This window comes from Klebsiella sp. V115_8 (assembly GCF_029967715.1).
Taxonomy (GTDB): domain Bacteria; phylum Pseudomonadota; class Gammaproteobacteria; order Enterobacterales; family Enterobacteriaceae; genus Klebsiella; species Klebsiella quasipneumoniae.
In genome coordinates, this window is sequence record NZ_JASCAR010000002.1 from 41,990 (window position 1) to 68,562 (window position 26,573).

Consider the following 26,573-nt stretch of genomic DNA (forward strand, 5'->3'; position numbering starts at 1 on the left):
TTATGTTTTTAGTCGACTCCCATTGCCATCTTGATGGTCTGGATTATCAAACTCTGCACAAAAACGTCGATGACGTGCTGGCAAAAGCGGCCGCGCGCGATGTGAAATTTTGCCTGGCGGTCGCCACGACGCTGCCTGGCTACCGCAGTATGCGCGAGCTGGTAGGGAGGCGTGACAATGTCGTTTTCTCCTGTGGCGTGCACCCGTTAAACCAGGACGAGCCCTACGAGGTGGAGACGCTGCGCACGCTGGCGGCGGAAGAGGGCGTCGTCGCGATGGGAGAGACCGGGCTGGATTATTTTTATACCCCGGAGACCAAAGCCCAGCAGCAAATCTCATTCCGTGACCATATCCGCATCGGCCGGGAGCTGAATAAGCCAGTGATCGTGCATACCCGTGACGCTCGCGCCGATACCCTGGCCATTTTACGTGAAGAAAAGGTGACGGATTGCGGAGGCGTACTACACTGTTTCACTGAGGACAGGGAGACGGCGGGTAAGCTGCTCGACATGGGGTTCTATATCTCGTTTTCCGGTATCGTCACTTTCCGTAACGCCGAGCAACTGCGCGATGCGGCGCGCTATGTTCCGCTGGATCGTCTGCTGGTGGAGACCGATTCGCCGTACCTGGCGCCGGTACCCCATCGCGGCAAAGAGAACCAGCCGGCGATGGTTCGTGACGTTGCTGAATATATGGCGGTACTGAAGGGTGTGTCGCTGGAGCAACTGGCTCAGCAGACCACCGACAATTTTGCCACGCTGTTCCACATTGACCCCGCCCGCTTGCAACCTGCTTGATCTGCTTATTATTTTAAGGCTCGTAATTAATAGCCAAAGCGAGTAAAGTTCACCGCCACAAAAGTGGCGGTGAAGGTTTTTTGGCAACATCTGGATACAACTTATGTAAGCTGATGTAAATTTTTACCGGAAGGCTGATTGAAACGTGATAGCCGTCAAACAATCATCCCGTTAATTATTTTACTCTGTGTAATAAATAAAGGGCGCTTAGATGTCCTGTCCACGGCGCGGTTCTCCCCCCGGGCCAATGCGTGAAAACGTAAAAAAGTACCAAATACTCAGGAGCACTCTCAATTATGTTTAAGAATGCATTTGCTAACCTGCAGAAGGTCGGTAAATCGCTGATGCTGCCGGTATCCGTACTGCCTATCGCAGGTATCCTGCTGGGCGTCGGTTCCGCAAACTTCAGCTGGCTGCCAGCCGTGGTCTCCCACGTCATGGCAGAAGCAGGCGGTTCTGTTTTCGCCAACATGCCGCTGATCTTCGCTATCGGTGTGGCCCTCGGCTTCACCAATAACGACGGTGTATCCGCACTGGCTGCAGTCGTAGCTTACGGCATCATGGTGAAAACCATGGCGGTGGTTGCGCCGCTGGTGCTGCATTTACCTGCTGACGAGATTGCGGCAAAACACCTGGCTGATACCGGCGTGCTTGGCGGTATTATCTCCGGTGCTATCGCCGCGTACATGTTCAACCGCTTCTATCGCATCAAGCTGCCAGAATATCTCGGCTTCTTTGCGGGCAAGCGCTTTGTACCGATTATCTCTGGTCTGGCCGCTATCTTCACTGGCGTGATCCTCTCCTTCATTTGGCCGCCGATCGGTTCCGCGATCCAGACCTTCTCCCAGTGGGCTGCTTATCAGAACCCGGTGGTGGCGTTTGGTATCTACGGTTTCATCGAGCGTTGCCTGGTGCCGTTTGGTCTGCACCACATCTGGAACGTTCCTTTCCAGATGCAGATCGGCGAATACACCAACGCGGCGGGTCAGGTATTCCACGGCGATATCCCGCGCTACATGGCAGGCGACCCGACTGCGGGCAAACTGTCTGGCGGCTTCCTGTTCAAAATGTACGGTCTGCCGGCAGCGGCTATCGCGATTTGGCACTCTGCTAAACCGGAAAACCGCGCCAAAGTAGGCGGTATCATGATCTCCGCCGCGCTGACCTCGTTCCTGACCGGTATCACCGAGCCGATCGAGTTCTCGTTCATGTTCGTGGCGCCGATCCTGTACGTTATCCATGCCATCCTGGCGGGTCTGGCGTTCCCGATCTGTATCCTGCTGGGTATGCGTGACGGTACCTCGTTCTCTCACGGCCTGATCGACTTTATCGTGCTGTCCGGTAACAGCAGCAAGCTGTGGCTGTTCCCGATCGTCGGTATCTGCTATGCGATCGTGTACTACGTCATTTTCCGCGTGCTGATTAAAGCCCTGGATCTGAAAACCCCGGGTCGTGAAGATACCACCGAAGAGAGCAAAGCTGGCGCAACCAGCGAGATGGCTCCGGCTCTGGTCGCCGCTTTCGGCGGTAAAGAGAACATCACCAACCTCGACGCATGTATTACTCGTCTGCGTGTTAGCGTGGCGGATGTAGCGAAAGTTGACCAGGCTGGCCTGAAAAAACTGGGCGCCGCTGGCGTGGTAGTGGCAGGTTCTGGCGTACAGGCCATCTTCGGTACCAAGTCCGATAACCTGAAAACTGAAATGGATGAGTACATCCGTAACAGTTAAGACGTAGTATCGGGGAGACTAAGGCAGCCAACTGGCTGCCTTTTTTACGTCACCAGATCGGCCTTCCAGAGGCGATAACCCCGCAAACTGTCCGCCAAATGCTTATTCCCTCAGCAGCTAAGTCTATAGTTGAATAAGAAAAAGAGCTTTCAGGTTGAAAGAGAGGGAGGATGTCGCTCATACTCTTACCGTAACCTGTGCGTCCGCGTTTATCTGCAGAAGCAGGCCAGCGTACGGGATAAAACTAATAAGGAATCAGTCATGGCAGAAGAAACGATTTTCAGCAAAATCATTCGCCGGGAGATCCCGTCGGATATGGTTTATCAGGATGAGCTTGTGACCGCTTTTCGCGACATCTCCCCGCAGGCGCCCACCCACATTCTGATTGTCCCGAACGTTCTGATTCCTACCGTAAATGACGTTACCACTGAACATGAACTGGCCCTGGGCCGGATGATGACCGTCGCGGCGAAGATTGCCCGCGATGAAGGCCTCGCCGACGATGGCTACCGGTTGATCGTCAACTGCAACCGTCACGGCGGCCAGGAAGTTTACCATATCCATATGCATCTGCTGGGCGGTCGTCCGCTGGGTCCGATGCTGGCGCACAAAGGCTAACGTCATGCTCAGGACCCTTTTGGGCGCGTGTCTGGCGGCGGGGCTGCTGGCCGGATGTAGTTCACATCCGGAGATCCCGGTTTCTGACCAGCAGGCGCTGGTGATGGAGTCGAGCGTGCTGGCCGCCGGGATCAGCGCCAGCGAGCCTGTCGTCGTGGCGACGGAGATCCAGGCCACCGCCTCCTCTACGCTGTATAACGAGCGCCAACAGCCGGTCACCGTGCATTATCGTTTTTTCTGGTATGACGCCCGAGGGCTGGAGATGCACCCTCTGGAGGCGCCGCGCACCATCGTGGTTCCGGCTCGCTCCTCGGTGACGTTGTATGGCAGCGCCAATATCCTGGGGGCGCATAAGGCCCGCCTTTATCTTTATCTGTAAGGGGTAATTATAATGATGAAAATGTGTCGCTATGCGTTAATCACAGCACTGGCGATATTCCTCGCAGGCTGTGCGGGGCTGCGTGAGCAGCCCGCGCCGGTAGAAGAGGCCAAACCGCAGCCGCAGCAGCCTGCGCAGCCGCAGCCCACGGTGCCGACGGTACCGGCGGTGCCATCCGTCCCGTCGCAGCCAGGACCGATTGAGCATCAGGATCAGCAGTCGGGTCAGCCGGCGCCGCGCGTGCGTCATTATGACTGGAACGGCGCGGTGCAGCCGATGGTGGGACAGATGCTGCAGGCGGGCGGGGTCAATGCCGGCAGTATTCTGCTGGTTGACAGCGTGAACAACCGCACCAACGGTTCGCTGAATGCCGGAGAAGCTACCACCGCGTTACGCAACGCGCTGGCGGGCAACGGCAAATTTACCCTTGTTTCACCGCAGCAGCTGGCGGTCGCCAAGCAGCAGCTGGGCCTGTCGCCGCAGGACAGCCTCGGCAGCCGCAGCAAAGCCATGGGCATCGCCCGCAACGTGGGCGCGCAGTATGTGCTTTACTCCAATGCCACCGGCAACGTCAACGCGCCTGAGCTGAAGATGCAGTTGATGCTGGTGCAAACCGGCGAGATTATCTGGTCAGGTAAAGGTGCTGTTCAGCAACAATAAGCTAACGCGCGACGAGCTCTTGTCGCGCTTCTTTCCCCACTATCATCCTGTCGCCTCGCTGAGCCAGACCGGCCTCAGCGGCGGCAGTGTGATTATCAGCGACGGCGACCGGCGACGAGTGCTGCGTCAGCCGCACGACCCGTCTGCCGCTGCCTGTTATTTTCGCCGTCAGTATCGCGCGCTGCGCCGGCTGCCTGCCAGGCTGGCGCCCAACCCCCTGTTTTACTCGCCCTGCTGGATGGTGGTGGAGTATTGCGCGGGTGAGGTGAAAAGCGAGTTACCTGACTGCCCGCAGCTGTCTGCCTTATTGTATGATTTGCATCAGCAACCGCGGTTTGGCTGGCGTGTGAGTCTCGGGCCGCTGCTGGCGCAGTACTGGCAGAGGAGCGATCCGGCCCGGCGTACGCCGCGCTGGCTACGCTGGCATCAGCGGCTGTGCCGCCGGGGCGAGCCTCGTCCTCTGCGCCTGGCGCCGCTGCATATGGACGTCCATGTCGGCAATATTATCCACAGCGACGCCGGTCTGAAGCTGATCGACTGGGAATATGCCGGCGATGGCGATATCGCGCTGGAGCTGGCCGCCGTATGGATCGCCCCGGGCGAGCGCCGCCAGCTGGTGACGGCGTATGCCCGGCGGGCGGCCATCGACCCGCAGCAGCTATGGCGGCAGGTGGCGCGCTGGCGTCCGTGGGTACTGCTGCTGATGGCGGGCTGGTATGAAATGCGCTGGCGGCAGAGCGGGGATCGGCAATTTATCACGCTGGCAGATGAAACATGGTGTCAGTTAGACAACGAACGCAAAGAATAAGAGAGGTCAGTGTGGGCCCAGTGATGTTGGATGTTGAAGGGTATGAACTGGATGCGGAAGAGCGAGAGATTCTGGCGCATCCGCTGGTGGGAGGGTTGATCCTCTTCACCCGAAATTATCACGATCCGGCGCAGCTGCGGGAGCTGGTGCGCCAGATCCGCGAAGCCTCCCGTAACCATCTGGTGGTGGCGGTCGATCAGGAAGGGGGACGCGTTCAGCGTTTCCGCGAAGGCTTTACCCGTTTACCGGCGGCCCAGTCTTTCGCCGCGCTGCTGGGGATGGAAGAGGGGGGCAAACTGGCCGCCGAGGCCGGCTGGCTGATGGCCAGCGAAATGATCGCCATGGACATCGATATTAGCTTTGCGCCGGTGCTGGACGTCGGCCATATCAGCGCCGCGATCGGCGAACGTTCTTATCATGAAGATCCGCAGAAAGCGCTGACGATGGCGCGTCACTTCATTGACGGCATGCACGCTGCGGGCATGAAAACCACAGGCAAACACTTCCCGGGACACGGGGCGGTGACTGCCGATTCGCATAAAGAAACCCCGTTCGATCCGCGTCCGGCATCGGTTATCCGCGACCACGATATGGCGATATTCAAAAGCCTTATCGCCGAGCAGCGTCTGGATGCCATTATGCCGGCGCATGTGATTTATCCGGAGCTCGATCCGCGCCCGGCCAGCGGTTCAGCGTACTGGCTGAAGACGGTGTTGCGCGGCGAGCTGGGCTTCGACGGGGTGATTTTCTCCGACGATCTGTCGATGGAAGGGGCGGCGATCATGGGCAGCTATGCCGAACGCGGCCAGGCATCGCTCGACGCCGGTTGCGATATGATACTGGTCTGCAATAATCGTAAGGGCGCGGTCAGTGTGCTGGATAACCTGTCGCCGATCAAAGCAGAGCGTGTTACGAAATTGTATCATAAAGGTTCCTTTTCCCGTCAGGAGTTAAGGGATTCAGCCCGTTGGAAAACGGTGAGTGCCCAGCTGGAGCAGCTTCATGCGCGCTGGCAAGAGGCGAAGTCCGCGTAACGCTCTGCGGGGCGTTGTTGTCTGGTGAGGATGCGATGATTATCTATTTACACGGTTTTGACTCGAACAGCCCCGGTAACCACGAAAAGGTGATGCAGTTGCAGTTTATTGACCCTGACGTGCGGTTGATAAGCTACAGCACGCGCCACCCCAAGCACGACATGCAGCATTTGCTGAAAGAGGTCGATAAAATGCTGCAGCTTACCGCCGATGACCGGCCGCTGATCTGCGGCGTTGGACTCGGCGGTTACTGGGCTGAGCGGATTGGTTTCCTGTGCGATATTCGTCAGGCGGTGTTCAATCCGAACCTGTTTCCGCATGAGAATATGGAAGGCAAAATCGACCGACCGGAAGAGTATGCTGACATCGCCACCAAGTGCGTGACCAACTTTCGCGAGAAGAACCGCGATCGCTGCCTGGTGGTGCTTTCCCGGCAGGACGAAGCGCTGGACAGCCAGCGTTCCGCCGACCTTCTGCACCACTATTATGAAATTATCTGGGATGAAGAGCAGACCCATAAGTTTAAAAACATCTCGCCGCACCTGCAGCGGCTGAAAGCGTTTAAAACCCTCGGTTAAGCCTTTTTCCCCTGTCTCCAAACCCGCGCCGGGTTCACCGCGCGGGTTTTTTCATGTCTACACTTATTGGTTTCGCTGAAAAAATACGCGACAAAACTTGATGCACATCAATTTTGGTATGACCAATGCACCGTTCATGGTATTCTCGACAGTGCTGAATGGTTTCATTGACGTAACTTGTTGTTAAATAAAGGCTATTTTAATAACTTTTATTTAACAATTGGTTAATAATTTTAGGGGTACACATGACTACGCCATTGAAAAAAATCGTAATTGTGGGTGGCGGCGCAGGCGGACTGGAACTGGCAACTCAGCTGGGGAAAAAGTTAGGGCGCCATAAGAAAGCGAAAATCACCCTGGTGGACCGTAACCACAGCCATCTGTGGAAGCCGCTGCTGCACGAAGTGGCCACCGGTTCTCTGGATGAAGGCGTTGATGCGCTGAGCTATCTGGCCCATGCCCGCAACCACGGCTTCCAGTTCCAGCTGGGGTCGGTGGTCGATATCAATCGCGAAGGGAAGACCATCACCCTCGGCGAGCTGCGCAATGAAAAAGGCGAGCTGCTGGTGGCTGAGCGTAAACTGCCGTACGACACGCTGGTAATGGCGCTGGGCAGTACCTCGAATGACTTTAACACCCCTGGGGTGAAAGAGAACTGCATTTTCCTCGACAACCCGCATCAGGCGCGTCGTTTCCATCAGGAGATGCTCAACCTGTTCCTTAAGTACTCCGCGAACCTTGGCGCTAACGGTAAAGTGAACATTGCCATCGTCGGCGGCGGCGCCACCGGCGTGGAACTCTCCGCTGAGTTGCATAATGCCGTGAAACAGCTGCACAGCTACGGTTACAAAGGGCTGACCAACGAAGCGCTGAACGTCACGCTGGTCGAAGCGGGCGAACGCATTCTGCCTGCGCTGCCGCCGCGCATTTCCGGCGCGGCGCACAATGAGCTGACCAAGCTGGGCGTACGGGTGCTGACGCAGACCATGGTCACCAGCGCCGATGCGGGCGGCCTGCACACCAAAGATGGCGAATATATTGAAGCGGATCTGATGGTCTGGGCGGCCGGGATCAAAGCGCCAGATTTCATGAAAGAGATCGGCGGCCTGGAAACCAACCGTATCAATCAGCTGGTGGTTGAGCCGACGCTGCAGACCACCCGCGACGCGGATATTTTCGCCATCGGCGACTGCGCCTCCTGCGCCCGTCCGGAAGGCGGGTTTGTGCCACCGCGTGCTCAGGCGGCGCACCAGATGGCCACCTGCGCGCTGAATAACATCCTCGCGCAGATGAAAGGCAAACCGCTGAAGGCGTATACCTATAAAGACCATGGCTCGCTGGTGTCGCTGTCCAATTACTCCACCGTCGGCAGCCTGATGGGCAACCTGATGCGCGGCTCGATGATGGTGGAAGGGCGCATTGCGCGCTTCGTGTACATCTCCCTGTACCGTATGCACCAGATCGCCCTGCACGGCTATTTCAAAACCGGCCTGATGATGCTGGTTGGTCGCATCAACCGCATCATTCGCCCGCGTCTCAAGCTGCACTAATCGCTATCGCGACCCGGAGCGCGCCCTGGCGGCGCCTCCGGGCTCTTCTGCTGAACCGGCGGTGATCCCGCTCGGAATCCTCTGAATCCCTTTGATTTGCAGCGAATTCTCGCACTTTTCATCCGCTATCTGATTTGCGCCTTCCCGGGTCCGGTTGCAAAATTGTATCAACAGCAACAAAGGAGGATCTCCCGTGAATAAATCTATGTTGGCGGGTATAGGGATAGGCGTGGCTGCCGCGCTGGGCGTTGCAGCTGTCGCTGGTCTCAACGTGTTAGATCGCGGCCCGCAGTATGCGCAAGTGGTCTCCAGTACACCGATTAAAGAAACCGTGAAAACGCCGCGCCAGGAATGCCGTAATGTCACCGTGACCCATCGTCGTCCGGTACAGGATGAAAACCGCATCGCCGGTTCCGTGCTGGGCGCGGTGGCGGGCGGGGTGATTGGCCACCAGTTCGGCGGCGGTCACGGACGCAGCGTGGCGACGGTGGTGGGCGCGCTGGGCGGCGGCTATGCCGGTAACCAGATCCAGGGCGCGATGCAGGATAACGACACCTACACCACCACGCAGCAGCGCTGCAAAACGGTGTATGACAAATCCGACAAAATGCTGGGCTACGATGTGACCTATAAGATAGGCGATCAGCAGGGGAAAATCCGTATGGATCACGATCCTGGCAGCCAGATCCCGCTGGACAACAACGGCCAGCTGGTCCTGAACAACAAAATCTAAAAACAGATTTGTGTAATGATTAGCCCCTCAATCGCTCAGGCTGAGGGGCTTTTTTTTGTCAGAAAGTTAACGCGTAATTCAGACCGAAGGTACGGCCACGGCCTTTATATTCATACAGCGACGAGCTGCCGTAGGTTGGGCTGTAGAGCAGCGGCGCGCGCTGGCCCCAGATGGTGACATAATCTTCGTTAAGCAGGTTTTCGATACTGAAGGTCAGTTTCCCCACCGGCAGCGCGTAACTGCCGATAAAATCGACGGTATTATAGCCTTCCAGCTTGTTGCCGGCGGCGTCGCTGAGGTCAAACACCTGCTGGCTCTGCACGCGCAGGCTCCACGGATCCGGCGCCCAGCCTACCCAGGCGGTGGCTTTGGACGGCGAGGCGAGGGTGACGTCCCATTTTTGCCAGCGGCCATCGGTCTGCACCTGTGATTTCAGCACGTTGAAGTTGCCGCCGACGCTCCAGTCGCTGTCCGGAATAAAGTAATCGACCGCTCCCTCAACGCCGTAAATACGCCGCTTGTCGGACTGAACATCGATGGTCATGTCGGTACGGTTGACCACGATGGTCTTATCCGAAGTCGAGTAATACGCCGCCAGCTGGGTGCGCAGGTTATCGCCGGTGTAGCGCCAGCCCAGCTCATACGAGTTAACTTTGATCCCCTGCAGCGGCGAGTCATCGACGTTGACGCTGGAGAGCAGCGGCAGATGACCATTGACCGCGGCGCCGTATTTCCCGATGCCATAGTATTTACCCGGATCCGGCAGCTCAACGCCCTGCGAGAAGTTAAACCAGGTCTGTTGACGCTCGGTCAGATGGGCGACGATCCCGGCGTTAAACAGGAAGTTGTCATAATCGGTTTTGCCGCCTTTGATGGCGTCGGCGGAGCGCGCTTTGCCGTTGGCGATATCCTGTTGCTGGGCGTAGCCGACAAAGTCGTCAACCCGGTTTTCGGTCCACTGGTAGCGAACCCCGCCGCTGATGGTAAAGATATCGTTCAGATCGTAGCTTGACTGCAGGAACGGCGCGACGTTGGAGATGCTGTATCCCGGGTAGCGGCCGGTGGTGTAGATCGATTCGTTGTGCAGCCCGCCGGAAGCCAGCGATTGTTGCAGATCGAAGAACATCTGATTGGCATTGAAGGTCTCATGATCGGCGTCGAGACCCCAGGTAAGATCCCAGCCCGCCAGCGGCTGACTGTTCAGGGTCAGCTTTGCCCCATACTGATCGGTATCCTGCTGCGACGAGGAGAAACTGCTGACCTGGCCTTTGCTGAGCGTCGGGAACGGATAGAAGGTGAGGGATTCATCGCGATAGTACACCTGGCTCACCAGATTCTGACCGAAGAAGTCGGCATCGGAGTACTGGAGGCTGATCAGATGGCGCTCGGTGCCGGGGATACGATCGGAATTGAGCCCATCGGTGGTGTACGCTTTGCCGCCGCTGGTCACCGCGGACATATTCTTTCCGAGCCACAGGCCATAGTCATCATCGCCCTGGCTTTTATAATACTGGGTGACCAGCTGCAGCTGGCGGTAGTCGTCGATCTCGATCGTCCCCGTTCCCATGACGTCCAGACGGTCAGAGTGCTGGAGCCCCGTTTGGGTGTTATCGAGGAGCAGCGCATCGTTGTTGCCGTCGTACCAGCCGCCGAAACGCTGATAGGCTACCGATAAACGCCCGGACGCGTGGTCTGTCCCGCCGCTGACGGCCGCTGCGACGCGCTCATCATGATCGTTGCTGTTCGCAAACCCGCTCTTGCTGCCCACCTCAAGATCGACCTGCCGATCCTGCTGCCCTTTTTTGGTGACGATGTTGATAAGTCCGCCGGTACTGCCGCCGCCGTACAGTGAGGTCGCCCCGGAGATCACTTCGATATGTTCGATGTTGAACGGATCGATGGCGTCGAGCTGGCGACTGTCGGTGCGTGAGGAGTTGAGCCGGACGCCGTCAATCAGCACGACGATGGCGCGCCCGCGCATGTTCATCCCGTAATTGGTGCGCCCCTGGCTGCTGACATCGATGCCCGGGATCAGCTGCGCCAGCACGTCTTTGAACTCTTTCCCGCCCTGGACCTGCTGCTCAATCTCCTGGCCCTCAATGACCCAGGTGGTTTGGGCCATCTCGGCCACGGTGCGGTGGGTGCGGTTCGCGCTAACGATGATGCTGTCTTCATCAGATTGAGCCGCCAGCGCAGGCAGCGCGCTGGCCAGCAGCAGAGGGTGGAGCACCCAGAGGCGCTTTTTCATATCCATTCCTTTTATGAGCAAGTTGCTTTGTCGTTGTTATGGGCCGGCGTCGGCCGGTATTCGTTACAATGCGAAACATCTGGAAAAACTCAAAAAAGGATTTTGCACATAATGAATATCGCAATCAATATCATTTGCGTTTATCCTGCGCGAGAAAAGGTAATAAAAATCAATCTATTTTGTGGGGGTAAAGCGAAACGGCGGGCGGTTCCGGCGGCAGAATACCGCCGGAAGCGGGGCGCATCAGGACTCGAGGACCAGCGGCCAGAGACGGAGAGTGGTGTCAGTGATTTGCATCAGTTTGTCGAAATCGGCGCCTTCCCGTGCGCTGATGGACATCCCCTGCAGGACACAGTTGAGAAACTGCGCGAGCTGCGCCACGTCGCGGCCCGCAGGCAGTTCGCCCTGCGCTTGCCGCTGCTGCAGAAACTGGGTTAGCGCCTGCTCCTGCATCGCATGGCGGGATTTGATGGTGTTGGCGATATCCGTCGAGGAGGCGGCCAGCGCGGCGGAGGTATTGATGATAAAGCAGCCGGCCGGCGTCTCTTTGCTGGTAAAGCAGGTGGCGACCGCGGTGAAGTAGTCGCGCAACGCCCGATCGACGGTTTTTCCCTCAGCAAACAGCACGGCTTCGTGCTTCGCGGCAAAGCGCGAAATGTAACGATCCAATACTGCGCGGAACAGTCCTTCTTTATTCACAAATTCCGCATACAGGGTGGGGGCTTTTGCTCCTGTCGCCTCGACCAGATCGGCGAGCGAGGTCGCCTCATAGCCGTGCTGCCAGAAGAGTGTCATGGCTTTGTCCAGCGCCGCATCCCTGTCGAACACCTTCGGTCGGCCACGGCTTTTTTTGGCGCAACTTTGAACGTCAGTTGTCATGATGCCGTTGTACCTATGTTGGTTTGGTGAATGGCCATTATAAAAATAAACGATCGCCGGGGCCAGCGCTGTTGGTTCAAAAATAAATAATTCATATGCGTATGAAAATTAAGCATTTTATAAATAGTTAAACGATCGTTATAAAAATGCGTTGACGTGTGACTTAGATCACATTATTATTTACCTATCGATCGTTAAGTTAATGCTTACGACCCTACTATAAAATTCATCTGCATAGGTATAATAATCATGAAAACCGTTAATACTCTGGCTATTGCCGCCGTGCTTAGCTCCCTCTCTTTCGCCAGCTTTGCCGCTGTTGAGGTGCAGTCCACCCCAGCCGGCCAGCATAAAGTGGGCACCATCTCTGCGTCCGCAGGGACTAACCTGGGGTCGCTGGAAGACCAGCTGGCGCAGAAAGCGGATGAAATGGGCGCCACCTCATACCGTATTACTTCGGTAACTGGTCCGAATACTCTTCACGGTACCGCGGTTATCTACAAGTAAACCCGATGCGTCGCTGCCCGGCCCCCTTCACCGGTCAGCGATGAGTAAGACCCTGTTGTACCCCTGTTTGACCCTTGCCAACAAAAAACCCGCCGTCAGGCGGGTTTTTTGTTTTCTGCAGCGTGAGGTTACAGCGACTGCGGACCAGGGTCGGCATGACGGGTAACGTCAATGGGCATGCCCGAGCGGTAATTCATCGCGCGCTCCATTACCGTGCCGTCGGTCTGCGGCGCCTGTTTGAACGCCTTCATGGCCGCGTTAAGTGTAATAGGCAGGGTCTGCGGGTCGTCATCAATATGCTCAGACAGCGGCTGGTGGATTTCGACCAGACGGCGGCCGTCCGGCTCCACCGACGCCTTAATCGGCGTGTTGATAATATTCACCTTCGTGCCCGGCGAGATCGCGTTGTACAGCGCCTTGATATCGTTGTCGCGCAGACGAATACAGCCGGAGCTGACGCGCATGCCGATGCCGAAATCGGCATTGGTGCCGTGCAGGAGATAGACTCCGCCATAGGCGGCAAGGCGGATAGCGTGATGGCCCATCGGGTTGTCAGGACCGGCAGGCACCACCGCCGGCAGCTCAATCCCCATCGCTTTGTAGCGTGCGCGAATGTTAGCGGTTGGCGTCCAGGTCGGATTAGCCCGCTTGTCGGACACGGTGGTGACCATCGTCGGTGTGATGGTGGTTCCGCCCAGTTGGCCGATGCCGATCGGGTAGACGGTCACTTCATTCTTGCCCGGCGGATAATAGTAGAGGCGCAGTTCGGCAAGGTTAATCACCAGCCCTTCGCGCGGCGCATCGGGCAGCAGCGTCTGCAGGGGGATAGTCAGCACGCTGCCGGCGCGCGGAACATAGGGGTCCACCCCGGGATTGGCCTGCAGCAGGGCCAGAAAGCCGACATTGTACTTTTTGGCAATCGCCTCCAGCGAACCGCCGTTATCCTGCACCACATGGAACTGATTCTGCCCCACCAGCCGGCTGCCCGGCGGGGGAAGGGGCCAGGTGTTAGCGCGCGCAGGCAGCGCCAGCGCGGCAACCAGCGCGACCAGCGCCAGCGCCAGGGGGAAACGGTTTCTCATTACCATAACTCCAAAATATATAACTGGTTATTTTTATATGAAAAAGGAGATGAGATTATGGCGTGAGTCTGTGTGGGGAAATCCAGGTGGATTGCAAAATGTTTGTAAAGATTGCCAGATATGTGAAAAGGGAGATACGGCGTACCGGCCGTATCTCCCTGCGATCAGGCGACGGCGTTCTCTTCCAGCTGGCGCATGAACTGGCGAACCCAATCCATCCGCGTCTTACGCTCCTCGAGATCCTGCATGAACTTCAGGCGCGTCGGCCCGTCCAGGCGGAAGTGCTGCGGCTGCTTCTGCAGCAGGCCGATCAACCACACCGGATTGACGTTGTTTTTCTCGTTAAATTCGATCACACCGCCTTTTTCATTGCTCTCCAGCTTACGGATCCCCAGCTTCTGCGCCTGCTGACGCAGAAGGGCGATATCCAGCAGGTTGCGGGCGGCGTCGGGCAGGCGGCCAAAACGATCGATCAGCTCGACTTTGATCTCCTCCAGATCCTGTTCGTTTTTGGCGCTGGCAATGCGCTTATAGAACGACAGACGGGTATTGACGTCGGGGATGAAATCATCAGGCAGCAGGGAAGGCATGCGCAGTTCGACTTCTGTCTGCTGGCTGGTGAGATCTTCCAGCGACGGCTCGCGCCCGGCTTTCAGGGCATCTACCGCATTCTCCAGCAGCTCCATATACAGGGAGAAGCCGATGGTCTCCATCTGACCGCTCTGATCTTCGCCCAGCAGCTCCCCGGCGCCGCGGATCTCCAGATCGTGGGTCGCCAGCGCAAAGCCGGCGCCAAGATCTTCCAGCGAGGCAATGGCTTCGAGGCGCTTTTGCGCATCGGTGGTCATCGCCTTCGGATGCGGCGTCAGCAGCCAGGCATAGGCCTGGTGATGGGAGCGGCCAACGCGGCCGCGCAGCTGGTGCAGCTGGGCGAGGCCAAAGTGGTCGGCGCGTTCGATAATGATGGTGTTGGCGGTGGGAATGTCGATCCCGGTTTCGATGATGGTGGTGCACACCAGCACATTGAAGCGCTGGTGATGGAAGTCATTCATCACCCGCTCCAGCTCGCGCTCCCGCATCTGACCGTGGCCGATGGCGATCCGCGCCTCAGGCACCAGCTCCGCCAGCTTGTCGGCGGCTTTCTGGATGTTCTCGACGTCATTAAACAGGTAGTAAACCTGGCCGCCGCGCAGCGTTTCACGCAGGATCGCCTCGCGCACGACCAGCGCATCGTATTCGCGAACGAAGGTCTTTACCGCCAGGCGGCGCGCCGGCGGCGTGGCGATGATCGACAGATCCCGCATCCCGCTCATCGCCATGTTCAGCGTTCGCGGGATCGGCGTGGCGGTGAGGGTCAGGATATCGACATCGGCGCGCATCGCTTTGATGCGCTCTTTATGCCGCACGCCAAACCGGTGCTCTTCGTCGACGATCAGCAGCCCCAGATCGCGCAGCTTCACCTCGCTCTGCAGCAGCTTATGGGTGCCGATCAAGATATCAATTTTGCCTTCCGCGGCCTGCTCGAGGATCTGCGCCTGCTCTTTAGCGCTGCGGAAGCGGGAGAGCATTTCGATGCGTACCGGCCAGTTGGCGAAACGATCGCGGAAGTTGTCATAGTGCTGCTGAGCCAGCAGGGTGGTCGGCACCAGTACCGCCACCTGTTTGTGGTTCTCCACGGCGAGGAAGGCGGCGCGCATGGCCACTTCGGTCTTGCCGAAGCCCACATCGCCACACACCAGGCGGTCCATGGCTAGCGGCTGGCACATATCGCTGAGGACGGCGTTGATCGCCTGCGCCTGATCCGGCGTGGTTTCAAACGGGAAACCGTCGCAGAACAGCTGATACTGTTCGCGGTCGTGTTTAAAGGCAAACCCGGCTTTCGCCGCGCGCTGGGCGTAGATATCCAGCAGTTCGGCCGCTACGTCGCGTACCTTCTCGGCCGCTTTTTGCCGCGCCCGGGTCCAGGCATCGCCGCCCAGCTTGTGCAGGGGCGCGTTCTCTTCCGCTCCGCCGGCGTAGCGACTGATAAGATGCAGCGAGGAGACCGGAACGTATAATTTGGCATCGTTGGCGTAGGTCAGCATCAGGTATTCGCCGGTGATGCCGCCCGCCTCCAGGGTGGTCATCCCCGCATAGCGGCCCACGCCGTGTTCCAGGTGAACGACCGGCTGGCCGATATGCAGTTCGGCAAGGTTGCGAATTAGCGTGTCAGGGTTAATGGTGCGACGGGAATCCTGACGACGGCGCGCTACGCGCTCGCCGAGCAGGTCGCTCTCGCAAATCAGCGCCAGGCCGCGCTGGCTGTCGATAAACCCGTGCTCGGCGGCGCCAATCATCAGATAGCGCCCGTTGCCGGTGGCTTCCTCCAGGCGCAGCAGGTGTTTCGGCGCAATTTTGATCCGCGCCAGCATTTCGCTCAGCGCTTCCCGGCGACCCTCGCTTTCAACGGAGAAAATCACCGGGCCGGCAAACGCGTCGAGGAAGCGGCGCAGATTATCCAGCGGCGCTTTGTTTTGCGCCTGGACGGCGAGGTCCGGCAGCGTCTGGTAGCCCAGGTTGGTATTCGCTGCTTTTTCCGCCAGGCGCTCGGTTTTCAGCTGAACGCGCGGCCACTTTTTCAGTTCGCTGAATAGCTCATCGCTGCGCAGCCACAGCAGTTCCGGCGGCAGGAGCGGGCGCATCGGATCGACGCCGCGGTTTTCAAAGCGGGCGCGGGCTTCATTCTGGAAACGCTCCGCGCTGGCCTCGAGATCGCCGGTGTTGACGATCAGCGTGCTGGCCGGGAAATAGCTAAATAACGGCGGCAGCGGCTCGCTGAAGAACAGCGGCTGCCAGTATTCGATACCGGCAGGCAGCGTCCCTTTACTGACCTGCTGATAGATATGCTCGGCATCGCGTTTCACCTCAAAGCGGTCGCGCCACTGACTGCGGAACAGCTCGATGGCGGTCTGGTCGGTGGGGAATTCGTGCGCTGGCAGCAGGTTAATGGCCGCCACTTCCTCCAGCGTGCGCTGGCTGTCGACGTCGAACAGGCGCAGGCTGTCGATTTCATCGTCAAAGAAATCGAGGCGGTAGGGCTGGTCGCTGCCCATCGGGAACAGGTCGAGCAGCGCGCCGCGGGTGGCGTATTCGCCATGCTCCATCACCTGATCGACATGGCGGTAGCCGGCCCCCTCGAGCTGATCGCGCAGCGCATCGCGCGACAGGCGCTGACCCTTTTTCATCACCAACGCGTGGCCGTGAAGGAAGCTGTGCGGACAGACGCGCTGCATCAGCGTGCTGACCGGGACGATCAGCACGCCGCGCCGCATAGTGGGTAACTGGTAAAGGGTGGCAAGACGGGAGGAGATGATGTCCTGATGCGGCGAGAAGCTGTCGTAAGGGAGCGTTTCCCAGTCCGCCAGCCCCATCACCAGGCTGTCGGTGAACTGCCTGATCTCGTCGTTCAGACGCAGCGCGTTTTGCATGTCAGGCGCCACCAGCACCACCGGACCCTTGTGGCGTTCGGCCATCTCCGCCACCAGGGTGGCGCAGGCTGCGCCGGTCAACTCGCCAAGCTGGCGCTGGTCACCGGCTTTCACCGGCAATGAGTATCGATATTGTTCAGGCATAGACGGTTTCATGGTCTCTTAGGGATTCGCTCTGCCGATATGGAGGGCAACTCGCTGATATTCAATAGTGAGATTATCCGCGATTGGTCTGGATTCGCCAACCCGAATTGCCATCGCGTGTTGAGTGAAGAAAGGTCAGCGCTGTCGATAAGCGTAAAGATTAATAAGTAAGTACTTATCTATCCGTTTGTATTTGCTTGATTTTTAGGATTATTGCTAATAAAGTCGTCAGGTATCAGTCATTTACGCTGCCCCTAATCGCTTATATACTCGGGAATCGGCTATCAGCAACCAGATGGATGACATGTACCAACCTGCCGCACTCTTTATCGGCCTGCGCTATATGCGCGGGCGCGCAGCCGACCGCTTCGGTCGTTTCGTCTCCTGGCTTTCCACCATCGGTATTACCCTCGGCGTCATGGCGCTGGTGACGGTCCTGTCGGTGATGAACGGCTTTGAACGCGAACTGCAAAACAACATCCTGGGGCTGATGCCCCAGGCCATTCTTAGCGCCAAACAGGGTTCGGTGAATCCCCAACAGCTGCCGGAGCGCGAGGCGAAACTCCAGGGCGTCACCCGCGTGGCGCCGATCACCACCGGCGACGTGGTGCTGCAGAGCGCGCGCAGCGTGGCGGTCGGCGTGATGCTGGGCATCGACCCGGCGCAGAACGATCCCCTGACACCGTACCTGGTGAACGTCAAACAGAGCGATCTGCAGGCGGGCAAATATAACGTGATTCTCGGCGAGCAGCTGGCGGGCCAGCTGGGGGTGAATCGCGGCGATAAAATTCGCGTGATGGTCCCCTCCGCCAGCCAGTTTACGCCGATGGGGCGCGTGCCGAGCCAGCGTCTGTTTACAGTCATCGGCACCTTCGCCGCCAACAGCGAAGTCGATGGTTATCAGATGCTGACCAACATCGACGATGCTTCCCGTTTAATGCGCTACCCGCTGGGGAATATCACCGGCTGGCGCCTGTGGCTGGATAAACCGCTGCAAGTGGATACCCTCAGCCAGCAGACGCTGCCGTCGGGCACCCAGTGGCAGGACTGGCGCGAGCGCAAGGGCGAACTGTTCCAGGCGGTGCGTATGGAGAAAAATATGATGGGCCTGCTGCTCAGCCTGATCGTCGCCGTCGCGGCCTTCAATATTATTACCTCGCTGGGGATGATGGTGATGGAGAAGCAGGGCGAAGTGGCGATCCTGCAGACCCAGGGGCTGACGCCGCGACAGATTATGGCCGTCTTTATGGTGCAGGGCGCCAGCGCCGGGATCGTCGGCGCGCTGCTGGGAGCCGTGCTTGGCGCGCTGCTGGCCAGCCAGTTGAATAATTTAATGCCGATCATCGGCGCCTTCCTTGACGGCGCGGCGCTGCCGGTGGCGATTGAGCCGCTGCAGGTCGTCGTGATCGCCCTGGTGGCGATGGCGCTGGCATTGTTGTCTACGTTGTACCCTTCCTGGCGCGCTGCCGCCACTCAACCCGCTGAGGCTTTACGTTATGAATAAGATCCTGCTGCAATGCGACAACCTGTGCAAACGCTATCAGGAAGGCAATGTGCAAACCGATGTCCTGCACAATGTCAGCTTCAGCATTGATGAAGGCGAGATGATGGCCATCGTCGGCACCTCCGGCTCCGGTAAAAGTACCCTGCTGCATCTGCTGGGCGGCCTCGATACGCCCACCTCTGGCGACGTGATTTTCTCCGGCCAGCCGATGAGCAAGCTCTCTACCGCCGCGCGCGCCGACCTGCGCAACCGCGAGCTGGGCTTTATCTATCAGTTCCACCATCTGCTGCCGGACTTTAGCGCGCTGGAAAACGTGGCGATGCCGCTGCTGATTGGCAAAAAGAAGCCGGCGGACATTGAACGTCAGGCGAAAGCGATGCTGCATGCGGTCGGGCTTGAACACCGCAGCCATCACCGTCCGTCGGAGCTCTCCGGCGGCGAACGCCAGCGGGTGGCGATTGCCCGCGCGCTGGTGAACAAACCGCGGCTGGTATTGGCGGATGAGCCGACCGGTAACCTCGACGCCCGCAACGCGGACAGCATCTTCCAGCTGCTGGGCGAACTGAACCTCGCGCAGCGCACCGCGTTTCTGGTGGTGACCCACGACCTGCAGCTGGCGAAGCGGATGAGCCGCCAGCTGGAGATGCGCGATGGCCGCCTGACCGCCGACCTGACCCTGATGGGGGCCGAGTAATGGCCTCTCCGTTATCGTTATTAATTGCATTGCGTTTCAGCCGCGGCCGGCGGCGCGGCGGCATGGTGTCGCTGATCTCGGTGATCTCCACCATCGGCATTGCGCTGGGGGTGGCGGTGCTGATCGTCGGTCTCAGCGCGATGAACGGCTTTGAGCGCGAGCTGAACCACCGCGTGCTGGCGGTGGTGCCGCACGGTGAAATCGAACCCGTGAACCAGCCGTGGAATAACTGGCAGGAGGCGCTGGCAAAGGTGCAGAAGGTGAAGGGGATTGTCGCGGCGGCGCCCTATATTAACTTCACCGGCCTGGTGGAGAGCGGCAGCAATATGCGCGCCATCCAGGTGAAAGGGGTCGACCCGCAGCAGGAAACCCGGCTCAGCGCGCTGCCCACCTTTGTGCAGAATAACGCGTGGGCCGGCTTCAAGGCCGGCGAACAGCAGGTGATTCTGGGTAAAGGCGTCGCCGATGCCCTGCACGTGAAGCAGGGGGACTGGGTGTCGATCATGATCCCTAACGCCGACGCCGACCATCAACTGCTGCAGCCGAAACGCGTCAGGCTGCATGTGACCGGTATTTTACAGCTGAGCGGCCAGCTCGATCATAGTTTTGCCATGATCCCGATGCAGGATGCGCAGCAGTACCTGGAGATGGGCGGCAGCGTGACCGGCATCGCCATCAAGGTCACCGACGTTTTCCATGCTAACAAGCTGGTGCGCGACGCCGGCGAGGTGACCAACAGCTACGTCTACATCAAGAGCTGGATTGGCACCTACGGCTATATGTATCGCGATATCCAGATGATCCGCGCCATTATGTACCTGGCGATGGTGCTGGTGATCGGCGTGGCCTGCTTCAACATCGTCTCGACGCTGGTGATGGCGGTCAAAGACAAAAGCGGCGATATTGCGGTGCTGCGCACGCTTGGCGCAAAAGACGGCTTAATTCGCGCGATTTTCGTGTGGTATGGTTTATTAGCCGGATCGGTAGGCAGCCTGTTCGGGGTGGTGATCGGCGTGATCTGCGCGTTGAATCTGACGTCAATCATCAACGGCATCGAATACCTGATTGGGCATAAATTCCTCTCCGGCGACATCTATTTTATTGACTTCCTGCCGTCTGAACTGCACTGGCTGGACGTCTTTTATGTGCTGGTGACAGCACTGTTGCTGAGTTTGCTGGCCAGCTGGTATCCCGCCCGCCGCGCCAGCCGTATCGACCCGGCGAGGGTGCTGAGTGGCCAGTAATTTATCGTCATCGTCGGCCTGGCTGACGACACAAGAGGAATTGCTGAAATGTACTATGGATTTGACATTGGCGGCAGCAAGATAGCGCTGGGCGTATTTAATCAGGAGCGGCGGCTGCAGTGGGAAAAACGCGTCGCCACGCCGAAAAGCAGTTATGAGGATTTTCTCCAGGCGGTGGAGGCGCTGGTCCGCGAGGCCGATGCGCGCTTCGACCGGCAGGGGACGGTTGGGATCGGTATCCCGGGGATGCCGGAAACGGCGGACGGCACGCTGTATGCCGCTAACGTGCCTGCCGCCAGCGGCCGGCCGCTGCGCGCCGACCTCAGCGCGCGACTGGGGCGCGATGTGCGCCTCGATAATGACGCCAACTGCTTCGCGCTGTCGGAAGCGTGGGACGATGAGTTTACGCAATACCCGCTGGTGATGGGGCTGATCCTCGGCACCGGCGTGGGCGGCGGCCTGGTGTTGAACGGTAAATCGATTACCGGACATAGCTATATCACCGGCGAGTTTGGTCATATTCGTCTGCCGGTGGATGCCCTGGAGGTGGTCGGGCGTGATTTTCCGCTGCTTCGCTGCGGCTGCGGCCAGCTGGGCTGCATTGAAAATTATCTCTCCGGCCGCGGTTTCGCCTGGCTGTATGAACATTTTTATCAGCAACCGCTTACCTCGCCGGAGATTGTGGCGCAGTGGCAGCAGCACGATCCCCGCGCCCAGGCGCACGTCGAGCGCTATCTCGATCTGCTGGCGGTGTGTCTGGGAAATATACTGACCATTGTCGACCCGGATTTGCTGGTGCTCGGCGGTGGATTATCTAACTTTACGGCCATTAGCGAAGGGCTGGCGCAGCGATTGCCGCGCCATCTTCTGCCGGTCGCCAGGGTACCGCGCATTGAGCGCGCGCGCCACGGCGATGCCGGGGGAATGCGCGGTGCGGCCTTCCTTCATCTGAGCCATTAACCACAGAGGTAGCTATGCAGTCGCGCCGTTTACATCGATTGAGCCGTTTTCGTCGCAATAAACGTCAGTTGCGTGACCGTCTGCGTCAGCGGATTTTCTTTAGGGAGGACAGGATGAAGCCTGAAGCGATGGCCAAACCGAGAGTGGTGGTGTTAACCGGCGCGGGCATATCGGCGGAGTCGGGGATCAAAACTTTCCGCGCGGCCGATGGCCTGTGGGAAGAGCATCGGGTGGAAGATGTGGCGACGCCGGAAGGCTTCGCCCGCGACCCGGCGCTGGTGCAGGCGTTCTACAACGCCCGCCGTCGTCAGCTGCAGAGTCCGGAGATCGCGCCGAACGCGGCGCATCTGGCGCTGGCGCGTCTGGAGGATCTGCTGGGCGACCATTTTCTGCTGGTCACCCAGAATATCGATAATCTGCATGAACGCGCCGGCAACCGCCGGGTGATCCATATGCACGGCGAGCTGCTGAAGGTGCGCTGTTCGTGGAGCGGCCAGGTGCTGGAGTGGACCGGGGACGTCACCGCAGAGGACAAATGCCACTGCTGCCAGTTCCCGGCGGCGCTGCGTCCGCACGTGGTCTGGTTTGGCGAAATGCCGCTTGGGATGGACGAGATCTACAGCGCGCTGGCCGAAGCGGATATCTTTATCGCCATCGGCACCTCCGGCCACGTCTATCCGGCGGCCGGCTTTGTGCACGAGGCGCGACTGCACGGCGCCCATACTGTTGAACTGAACCTCGAGCCCAGCCAGGTGGGCAGCGAGTTTGCCGAAAAGCACTACGGGCTGGCAAGCGAAGTGGTACCCGCCTTTATCGATAAGCTGCTGCAGGAAAACGCGCTGTAAACTGAATCAGCCTGCCGGGGGTCAGGGCGACGCCCACCGCTTCCGGCAGCGCTGTTGACAAGGATGTCACGTCATGACAGGAGTCAGACCATGCATCATCCCCTGGTCATTGCATCGATCGCCTTGATCGCGGCCATTATCATTGGCGTCTGGAGCCAGCGTGCGCTACCTGAATACGCCGATAGCCGACCGATCCTCTTCCTGCTGTGCCTGTTGATCGGCACCGGCAGCGCGTTGTGCCTGCTGCTGGATGGCTTAGCCCTGCTGTTCACCGGTCAGGTCGCGACGGGCGGTGTGCGGGTATACGGCCCCATGCTGCTGCTGGTGGTGCTGTGGAAACCCCTCAACGGGCTCTTCGGCATCATTGAAGATTTTGTGCAACGGCGAGCCGAAAAAGGGAAGGACAAGGGCCAGCGCGACGGCGGGCGACGCTGAGCCGCTTTCCTCTGAGGCGCGCATCACGTACTCCAGGCTATCGTCAGTCCCCGGCGGTCGCTCTGGCGATATCGCCCGGACCGGCGCCGGGCAATGCCCTTCATCATATCATTCTCGGCTTCTCCTTTCTGAGCGATTACCCGCGATAATTTTGTGCGTGACCGCTGATTTCCGTACGTTTTTTTGTGCAGACCGGCAAATGTAGACCAGATTCAATAGGCGTCCGCACGTTCGCGCCGCGACCCTGTTCCCCCGCCCGGAAGTCTGTAAAGGAGACCCCGCCATGCCGTCACCGATGATTTATCAGGATCTCACTACCACCGCGCTGCTCAGCCATGCGGCGCAATACCACAGCGAGACGGAGATTGTCTCGGTGGGCGCCGGCAGTGAGAAGGAGCGCAGCAGCTGGGGGGAAGTGGCCAGCCGCGCTCAGCGGCTGGCATCGGCGCTGGCGTCGCTGGGGCTGCCGCCGGGCGCCCGCTGCGCCACCCTCGCATGGAACAATCGCCGCCACCTGGAGATCTATTTTGCCGTCGCCTCCGGCGGCTGGGTGACGCACACCGTCAATCCGCGGCTGTCGGTTGACCATCTGCGGTATATCCTCAACGACGCTGCCGACGAGGTGCTGTTCTTTGACCAGACCTTTTTGCCGCTGGTGGCGCAGCTCCTGCCGCAGCTGCCGACGGTGAAACACGTCGTGCTGATGGCGCCCCGCAGCGAAGCGGCGCTCAGCCAGCTGCCCTCGTTGCTGTTTTTTGACGAACTGTTGCAGCAGGGGATGGCAGACTATCGCTGGCCGCCGCTCAATGAACTGACGCCGGCCTCGCTCTGCTACACCTCGGGGACCACCGGCCGACCGAAAGGGGTGTTGAATACCCATCGTTCGCTGGTCCTGCATGCCCTGAGCGGCAATCAGCCGGACGCCGCCGGGATCTCGGCCAGGGATAGCCTGTTGCCGGTGGTGCCGATGTTCCATGTCAACGCGTGGGGGACGCCGTTTATCGCCGCCATGGTCGGCGCGCGGCTGGTGCTGCCGGGGCCGCACCTCGATGGCGACAGCCTGCTGCAGCTGCTGGCCGCCGAGAAGGTGACGGTGGCGTTCGGCGTGCCGGTGATCTGGGCCGGTCTGTTGGCGGCGATGCGACGGTCGGACATGCGGCTGCCTGATTTTAAACGTGCGTTTGTCGGGGGCTCCGCGCTGCCGCCGTCGATGATGGAGGCCTTTCAGCACGATTACGGCATTACGCTGATCCACGCCTGGGGAATGACCGAAACATCGCCCATCGGCACCATTAACACGCTGTTGAGCAAACATGACGCACTCCCGGCGCCGGAGCAGCAAAAACAGCGTACCGGTCAGGGGCGGCCTATTTTTGGCATCGAGCTACAGGTGGTGGACGTCGAGGGCGACCCACTGCCGATGGACGGTCAAAGTCAGGGATATCTGCAGGTCAGAGGGCACTGGGTGGTGGAGCAGTACTATGGCCAGGACGAAAGCGCCCTGACCGCGGCAGGCTGGTTTGATACCGGCGATATCGGTACGCTCGACGCCAATGGTTATCTGGTGATCAGCGATCGGGCAAAGGATATCATCAAGTCCGGCGGCGAGTGGATCTCCACCGTTGAGCTGGAGAATATCGCCATCGCGCATCAGGCGGTGCGCAGCGCGGCGGCCATCGCCGCCCGCCACCCGCGCTGGGACGAGCGGCCGGTGCTGCTGTGCGTTCGCGTGGAAGGGGGCGAAGTGGAAGAGAGCGATCTGCTGGCCTGGTTTGAGAAACGGGTGCCCAAATGGCAGATCCCGGACCGGGTGATATTTGTCGATGCGCTACCGGTCAGCGCCACGGGCAAGGTGCTCAAGAATCAGCTGCGCCAGGCCTATGGAGAGATTTTAATGAGTGAGGGAAAATGAGCCACGCGCGACCCGGTCTGACGACCTGCTCTCAGTATGACGCAGCGCTGCACGCCTTGTCGGCGGCGCGCCAGCGCTGGGCGGAGACCTCAGTGAATCGTCGTCTGGCGCTCCTGCGCCAGATCAAGGATGCCCTGGCTTCAATTGCTCCTGCGTGGGTGGAGGCGGCGGCGAGGGCCAAAGGGCTACCGCCAGGCGATCTGCTGACGGGCGAAGAGTGGCTGGCAGGCCCCTGCGCGCTGATGGTCGGCTGCAACGGGCTTATCGCCACCCTGGAGCAGCTGGAGGAGAAAACCTTTCTCCGGCGGATCCCGCTGCGGACGCTGGCGGACGGCCGCCTTGCGCTGCGGGTGGTGCCCGGCACGCTCTGGGATCGACTGTTGCTGTCTGGTGTTCGCGCTGAAATTTGGATGCAGCCGGGGGTCACCCGGGCCAATCTCGATCGCTGCGCGGCAGCCGCATACGATATCCCGCCGGCCGCGCGGCAGGGCAAGCTGGCGCTGGTGCTCGGCGCCGGGAATGTGGCCTCTATCGCGCCGCTGGACGTATTACACAAACTGTTTATTGAAAATCAGGTCTGCCTGCTGAAGCTCAACCCGGTGAATGATTATCTGCACGATCTGTTGGCTCAGGCTCTGGCGCCGCTGATCGCCATGGATGCGCTCCGCATCGTCACCGGCGACGCCCAGGCGGGGGCGTGGCTGACCACCCATCCCGCTGTCGATGAGATCCATATCACCGGCTCGCGGGAGAGCCATGACGCTATCGTCTGGGGCGATGGTGAGGCGGCTCGCCAGCGTCGGGCCGCCGGGACGCCGCTGAACCCGCGTCGGGTGACCTCGGAGCTGGGCGGCGTCAGCCCTACCATTATCGTCCCCGGTCCGTGGAGCGAGGCGGATATCGCTTTTCAGGCGCAGCAGCTGGCGACGCAGAAGATGAACAATGGCGGGTTTAACTGCGTGGCCAGCCAGGTGCTGATCCTGCAGCAGGGCTGGGAGCCGGCGTCGGCCCTGCTTAATCAGCTGTACCGGCTGATCGCCGCCAATACCCGTCCGGACTATTACCCCGGCGCGGAAAACCGGCTGACTGACTTTCGCCTGCGCGCCCGTCAGCCGCTGGAGATAGCCCGCGGCGACGCGCTGCCGTTGATTGTGGCGAACACCGAGGATGATCCGGACTTCTGCCAGCAGGAGGTCTTTGGCCCGGGGCTGTCGATCACCCGCCTTGAGGCCGACAGCGCGGAAAGCTTTTTGCGCCAGGCGATCGGCTATGCCAATCAGCGGCTGCAGGGCACGCTGGGGGCCAATATTGTGATCCACCCGCGCACCCGCAAGGCGATTGGGCGTAAGCGTTTTAACGCGCTGATCGCCGAGCTGCGCTATGGCACGGTGGCGATCAACTGCTGGAGCGGGGTGGCCTTCCTGTTAGCTCCCTGCCCGTGGGGGGCGTTTCCCGGCCACAGGCTCGACGATATTCAGAGCGGGCGGGGCAAGGTGCATAACAGCTTTATGCTGGAGAAAACCGAGCGCACGGTGATTGAGGCGCCGTTTCGGCCGTTTCCGCGCAGTCTGTGGCATGGCGAACTGACGCTGATGCCCCTGCCGCCCTGGTTTATTACTCACCGGGGGCAGGAAGCGGTGGCGCAGCGGCTAGTGGATTTTTACCATCGGCCGCGCTGGCGCAAGCTGCCGGCGATCCTCTGGCGCGCGCTGAGGGGCTAAAGTGAGAGCAAAAAAAGGGCGGAACCGCGGTTCCGCCCGGCGGG

General features: G+C 59.5%; 26 protein-coding genes. 21 read left to right on the forward strand and 5 right to left on the reverse strand.

Going from position 1 to position 26,573, the window contains the following annotated elements; all coding sequences use genetic code 11:
* Positions 1-2 precede the first annotated feature (2 nt).
* From QLG03_RS02450 to QLG03_RS02495, 10 genes are all read left to right on the forward strand, one after another.
* On the forward strand, positions 3-797 hold the full coding sequence (locus tag QLG03_RS02450; protein ID WP_065881737.1) for a metal-dependent hydrolase: 795 nt from the start codon (positions 3-5) through the stop codon (positions 795-797).
* A 296-nt stretch (positions 798-1,093) separates the two neighbouring features.
* Complete coding sequence (gene ptsG, locus QLG03_RS02455; RefSeq protein WP_002900680.1) at positions 1,094-2,527, forward strand: PTS glucose transporter subunit IIBC; 1,434 nt, start codon at positions 1,094-1,096, stop codon at positions 2,525-2,527.
* A 261-nt stretch (positions 2,528-2,788) separates the two neighbouring features.
* Complete coding sequence (gene hinT, locus QLG03_RS02460) at positions 2,789-3,145, forward strand: purine nucleoside phosphoramidase (RefSeq protein WP_032452442.1); 357 nt, start codon at positions 2,789-2,791, stop codon at positions 3,143-3,145.
* A gap of 4 nt (positions 3,146-3,149) precedes the next feature.
* Positions 3,150-3,524 (forward strand): YcfL family protein, encoded by a 375-nt coding sequence (locus QLG03_RS02465; RefSeq protein ID WP_004204572.1) that lies wholly within the window; start codon positions 3,150-3,152, stop codon positions 3,522-3,524.
* A gap of 21 nt (positions 3,525-3,545) precedes the next feature.
* Entirely contained in the window at positions 3,546-4,184 is a 639-nt protein-coding gene (lpoB, locus tag QLG03_RS02470) for a penicillin-binding protein activator LpoB (RefSeq protein WP_072096711.1), read from the forward strand.
* Positions 4,165-4,992 carry a thiamine kinase gene (thiK, locus tag QLG03_RS02475; RefSeq protein WP_255987229.1) on the forward strand — a complete coding sequence of 276 codons (828 nt, stop codon included), beginning with the start codon at positions 4,165-4,167 and terminating at the stop codon, positions 4,990-4,992. The genes lpoB and thiK overlap by 20 nt, the downstream gene beginning before the upstream one ends.
* A gap of 23 nt (positions 4,993-5,015) precedes the next feature.
* A complete protein-coding gene (gene nagZ / locus QLG03_RS02480; RefSeq protein WP_072199202.1) occupies positions 5,016-6,026 on the forward strand; it encodes a beta-N-acetylhexosaminidase in 1,011 nt (336 codons plus the stop codon).
* Positions 6,027-6,061: 35 nt separating this feature from the next.
* On the forward strand, positions 6,062-6,604 hold the full coding sequence (gene ycfP / locus QLG03_RS02485) for an alpha/beta hydrolase YcfP (RefSeq protein WP_002900775.1): 543 nt from the start codon (positions 6,062-6,064) through the stop codon (positions 6,602-6,604).
* Positions 6,605-6,849: 245 nt separating this feature from the next.
* On the forward strand, positions 6,850-8,154 hold the full coding sequence (locus QLG03_RS02490) for an NAD(P)/FAD-dependent oxidoreductase (protein WP_008805997.1): 1,305 nt from the start codon (positions 6,850-6,852) through the stop codon (positions 8,152-8,154).
* A 193-nt stretch (positions 8,155-8,347) separates the two neighbouring features.
* Positions 8,348-8,887 carry a glycine zipper 2TM domain-containing protein gene (locus tag QLG03_RS02495; RefSeq protein WP_002900781.1) on the forward strand — a complete coding sequence of 180 codons (540 nt, stop codon included), beginning with the start codon at positions 8,348-8,350 and terminating at the stop codon, positions 8,885-8,887.
* A 58-nt stretch (positions 8,888-8,945) separates the two neighbouring features.
* Here QLG03_RS02495 and QLG03_RS02500 read toward each other — a convergent pair whose 3' ends face one another.
* Entirely contained in the window at positions 8,946-11,135 is a 2,190-nt protein-coding gene (locus tag QLG03_RS02500; RefSeq protein ID WP_255987230.1) for a TonB-dependent siderophore receptor, read from the reverse strand.
* Positions 11,136-11,203: 68 nt separating this feature from the next.
* On the opposite strand from QLG03_RS02500, the gene QLG03_RS02505 reads away from it, so the two are divergent.
* Complete coding sequence (locus tag QLG03_RS02505; RefSeq protein ID WP_004140642.1) at positions 11,204-11,326, forward strand: hypothetical protein; 123 nt, start codon at positions 11,204-11,206, stop codon at positions 11,324-11,326.
* A 52-nt stretch (positions 11,327-11,378) separates the two neighbouring features.
* Here the strand turns inward: QLG03_RS02505 and QLG03_RS02510 are convergent, their stop codons facing one another.
* Together QLG03_RS02510 and QLG03_RS02515 are read right to left on the reverse strand one after the other, a co-directional pair.
* Positions 11,379-12,014 carry a TetR/AcrR family transcriptional regulator gene (locus QLG03_RS02510; protein WP_023289148.1) on the reverse strand — a complete coding sequence of 212 codons (636 nt, stop codon included), beginning with the start codon at positions 12,012-12,014 and terminating at the stop codon, positions 11,379-11,381.
* Positions 12,011-12,130, reverse strand: coding sequence for a hypothetical protein (locus tag QLG03_RS02515; RefSeq protein WP_044522093.1), 120 nt, complete (start codon positions 12,128-12,130; stop codon positions 12,011-12,013). The genes QLG03_RS02510 and QLG03_RS02515 overlap by 4 nt, the downstream gene beginning before the upstream one ends.
* A 133-nt stretch (positions 12,131-12,263) precedes the next feature.
* Here QLG03_RS02515 and bhsA point away from each other — a divergent pair, with 133 nt between their 5' ends.
* Entirely contained in the window at positions 12,264-12,521 is a 258-nt protein-coding gene (gene bhsA / locus QLG03_RS02520; protein WP_002900788.1) for a multiple stress resistance protein BhsA, read from the forward strand.
* A 128-nt stretch (positions 12,522-12,649) separates the two neighbouring features.
* On the opposite strand, the gene QLG03_RS02525 is transcribed toward bhsA, so the two are convergent.
* Positions 12,650-13,603: a L,D-transpeptidase family protein gene (locus tag QLG03_RS02525; protein WP_023289149.1), complete on the reverse strand. Its 954-nt coding sequence runs from the start codon at positions 13,601-13,603 to the stop codon at positions 12,650-12,652.
* A 164-nt stretch (positions 13,604-13,767) separates the two neighbouring features.
* The gene (mfd, locus tag QLG03_RS02530) at positions 13,768-17,214 is read right to left on the reverse strand and encodes a transcription-repair coupling factor (protein ID WP_274578618.1); all 3,447 of its coding nucleotides are present in this window, start codon (positions 17,212-17,214) and stop codon (positions 13,768-13,770) included.
* A 39-nt stretch (positions 17,215-17,253) separates the two neighbouring features.
* Here mfd and QLG03_RS02535 point away from each other — a divergent pair, with 39 nt between their 5' ends.
* The 9 genes from QLG03_RS02535 to QLG03_RS02575 all read left to right on the forward strand — a co-directional run bounded on the left by QLG03_RS02535 (position 17,254) and on the right by QLG03_RS02575 (position 26,529).
* Entirely contained in the window at positions 17,254-17,385 is a 132-nt protein-coding gene (locus tag QLG03_RS02535; RefSeq protein ID WP_032428740.1) for a hypothetical protein, read from the forward strand.
* Between the two features lie 133 nt (positions 17,386-17,518).
* Positions 17,519-18,718, forward strand: coding sequence for a lipoprotein-releasing ABC transporter permease subunit LolC (lolC, locus tag QLG03_RS02540; protein WP_023289151.1), 1,200 nt, complete (start codon positions 17,519-17,521; stop codon positions 18,716-18,718).
* Positions 18,711-19,412 (forward strand): lipoprotein-releasing ABC transporter ATP-binding protein LolD, encoded by a 702-nt coding sequence (gene lolD, locus QLG03_RS02545; RefSeq protein ID WP_032452447.1) that lies wholly within the window; start codon positions 18,711-18,713, stop codon positions 19,410-19,412. Before lolC ends, lolD begins: the two co-directional genes overlap by 8 nt.
* Complete coding sequence (lolE, locus tag QLG03_RS02550; protein WP_023289152.1) at positions 19,412-20,656, forward strand: lipoprotein-releasing ABC transporter permease subunit LolE; 1,245 nt, start codon at positions 19,412-19,414, stop codon at positions 20,654-20,656. The genes lolD and lolE overlap by 1 nt, the downstream gene beginning before the upstream one ends.
* A 48-nt stretch (positions 20,657-20,704) precedes the next feature.
* Positions 20,705-21,616, forward strand: coding sequence for an N-acetylglucosamine kinase (gene nagK, locus QLG03_RS02555; RefSeq protein WP_044522096.1), 912 nt, complete (start codon positions 20,705-20,707; stop codon positions 21,614-21,616).
* A gap of 14 nt (positions 21,617-21,630) precedes the next feature.
* The gene (cobB, locus tag QLG03_RS02560) at positions 21,631-22,461 is read left to right on the forward strand and encodes a Sir2 family NAD+-dependent deacetylase (RefSeq protein WP_017898959.1); all 831 of its coding nucleotides are present in this window, start codon (positions 21,631-21,633) and stop codon (positions 22,459-22,461) included.
* Between the two features lie 90 nt (positions 22,462-22,551).
* The gene (locus QLG03_RS02565) at positions 22,552-22,896 is read left to right on the forward strand and encodes a hypothetical protein (RefSeq protein ID WP_110237500.1); all 345 of its coding nucleotides are present in this window, start codon (positions 22,552-22,554) and stop codon (positions 22,894-22,896) included.
* Positions 22,897-23,179: 283 nt separating this feature from the next.
* On the forward strand, positions 23,180-24,808 hold the full coding sequence (locus QLG03_RS02570) for a long-chain fatty acid--CoA ligase (RefSeq protein ID WP_110237501.1): 1,629 nt from the start codon (positions 23,180-23,182) through the stop codon (positions 24,806-24,808).
* Positions 24,805-26,529: an aldehyde dehydrogenase family protein gene (locus QLG03_RS02575; protein WP_255987233.1), complete on the forward strand. Its 1,725-nt coding sequence runs from the start codon at positions 24,805-24,807 to the stop codon at positions 26,527-26,529. Before QLG03_RS02570 ends, QLG03_RS02575 begins: the two co-directional genes overlap by 4 nt.
* Positions 26,530-26,573: the final 44 nt, after the last annotated feature.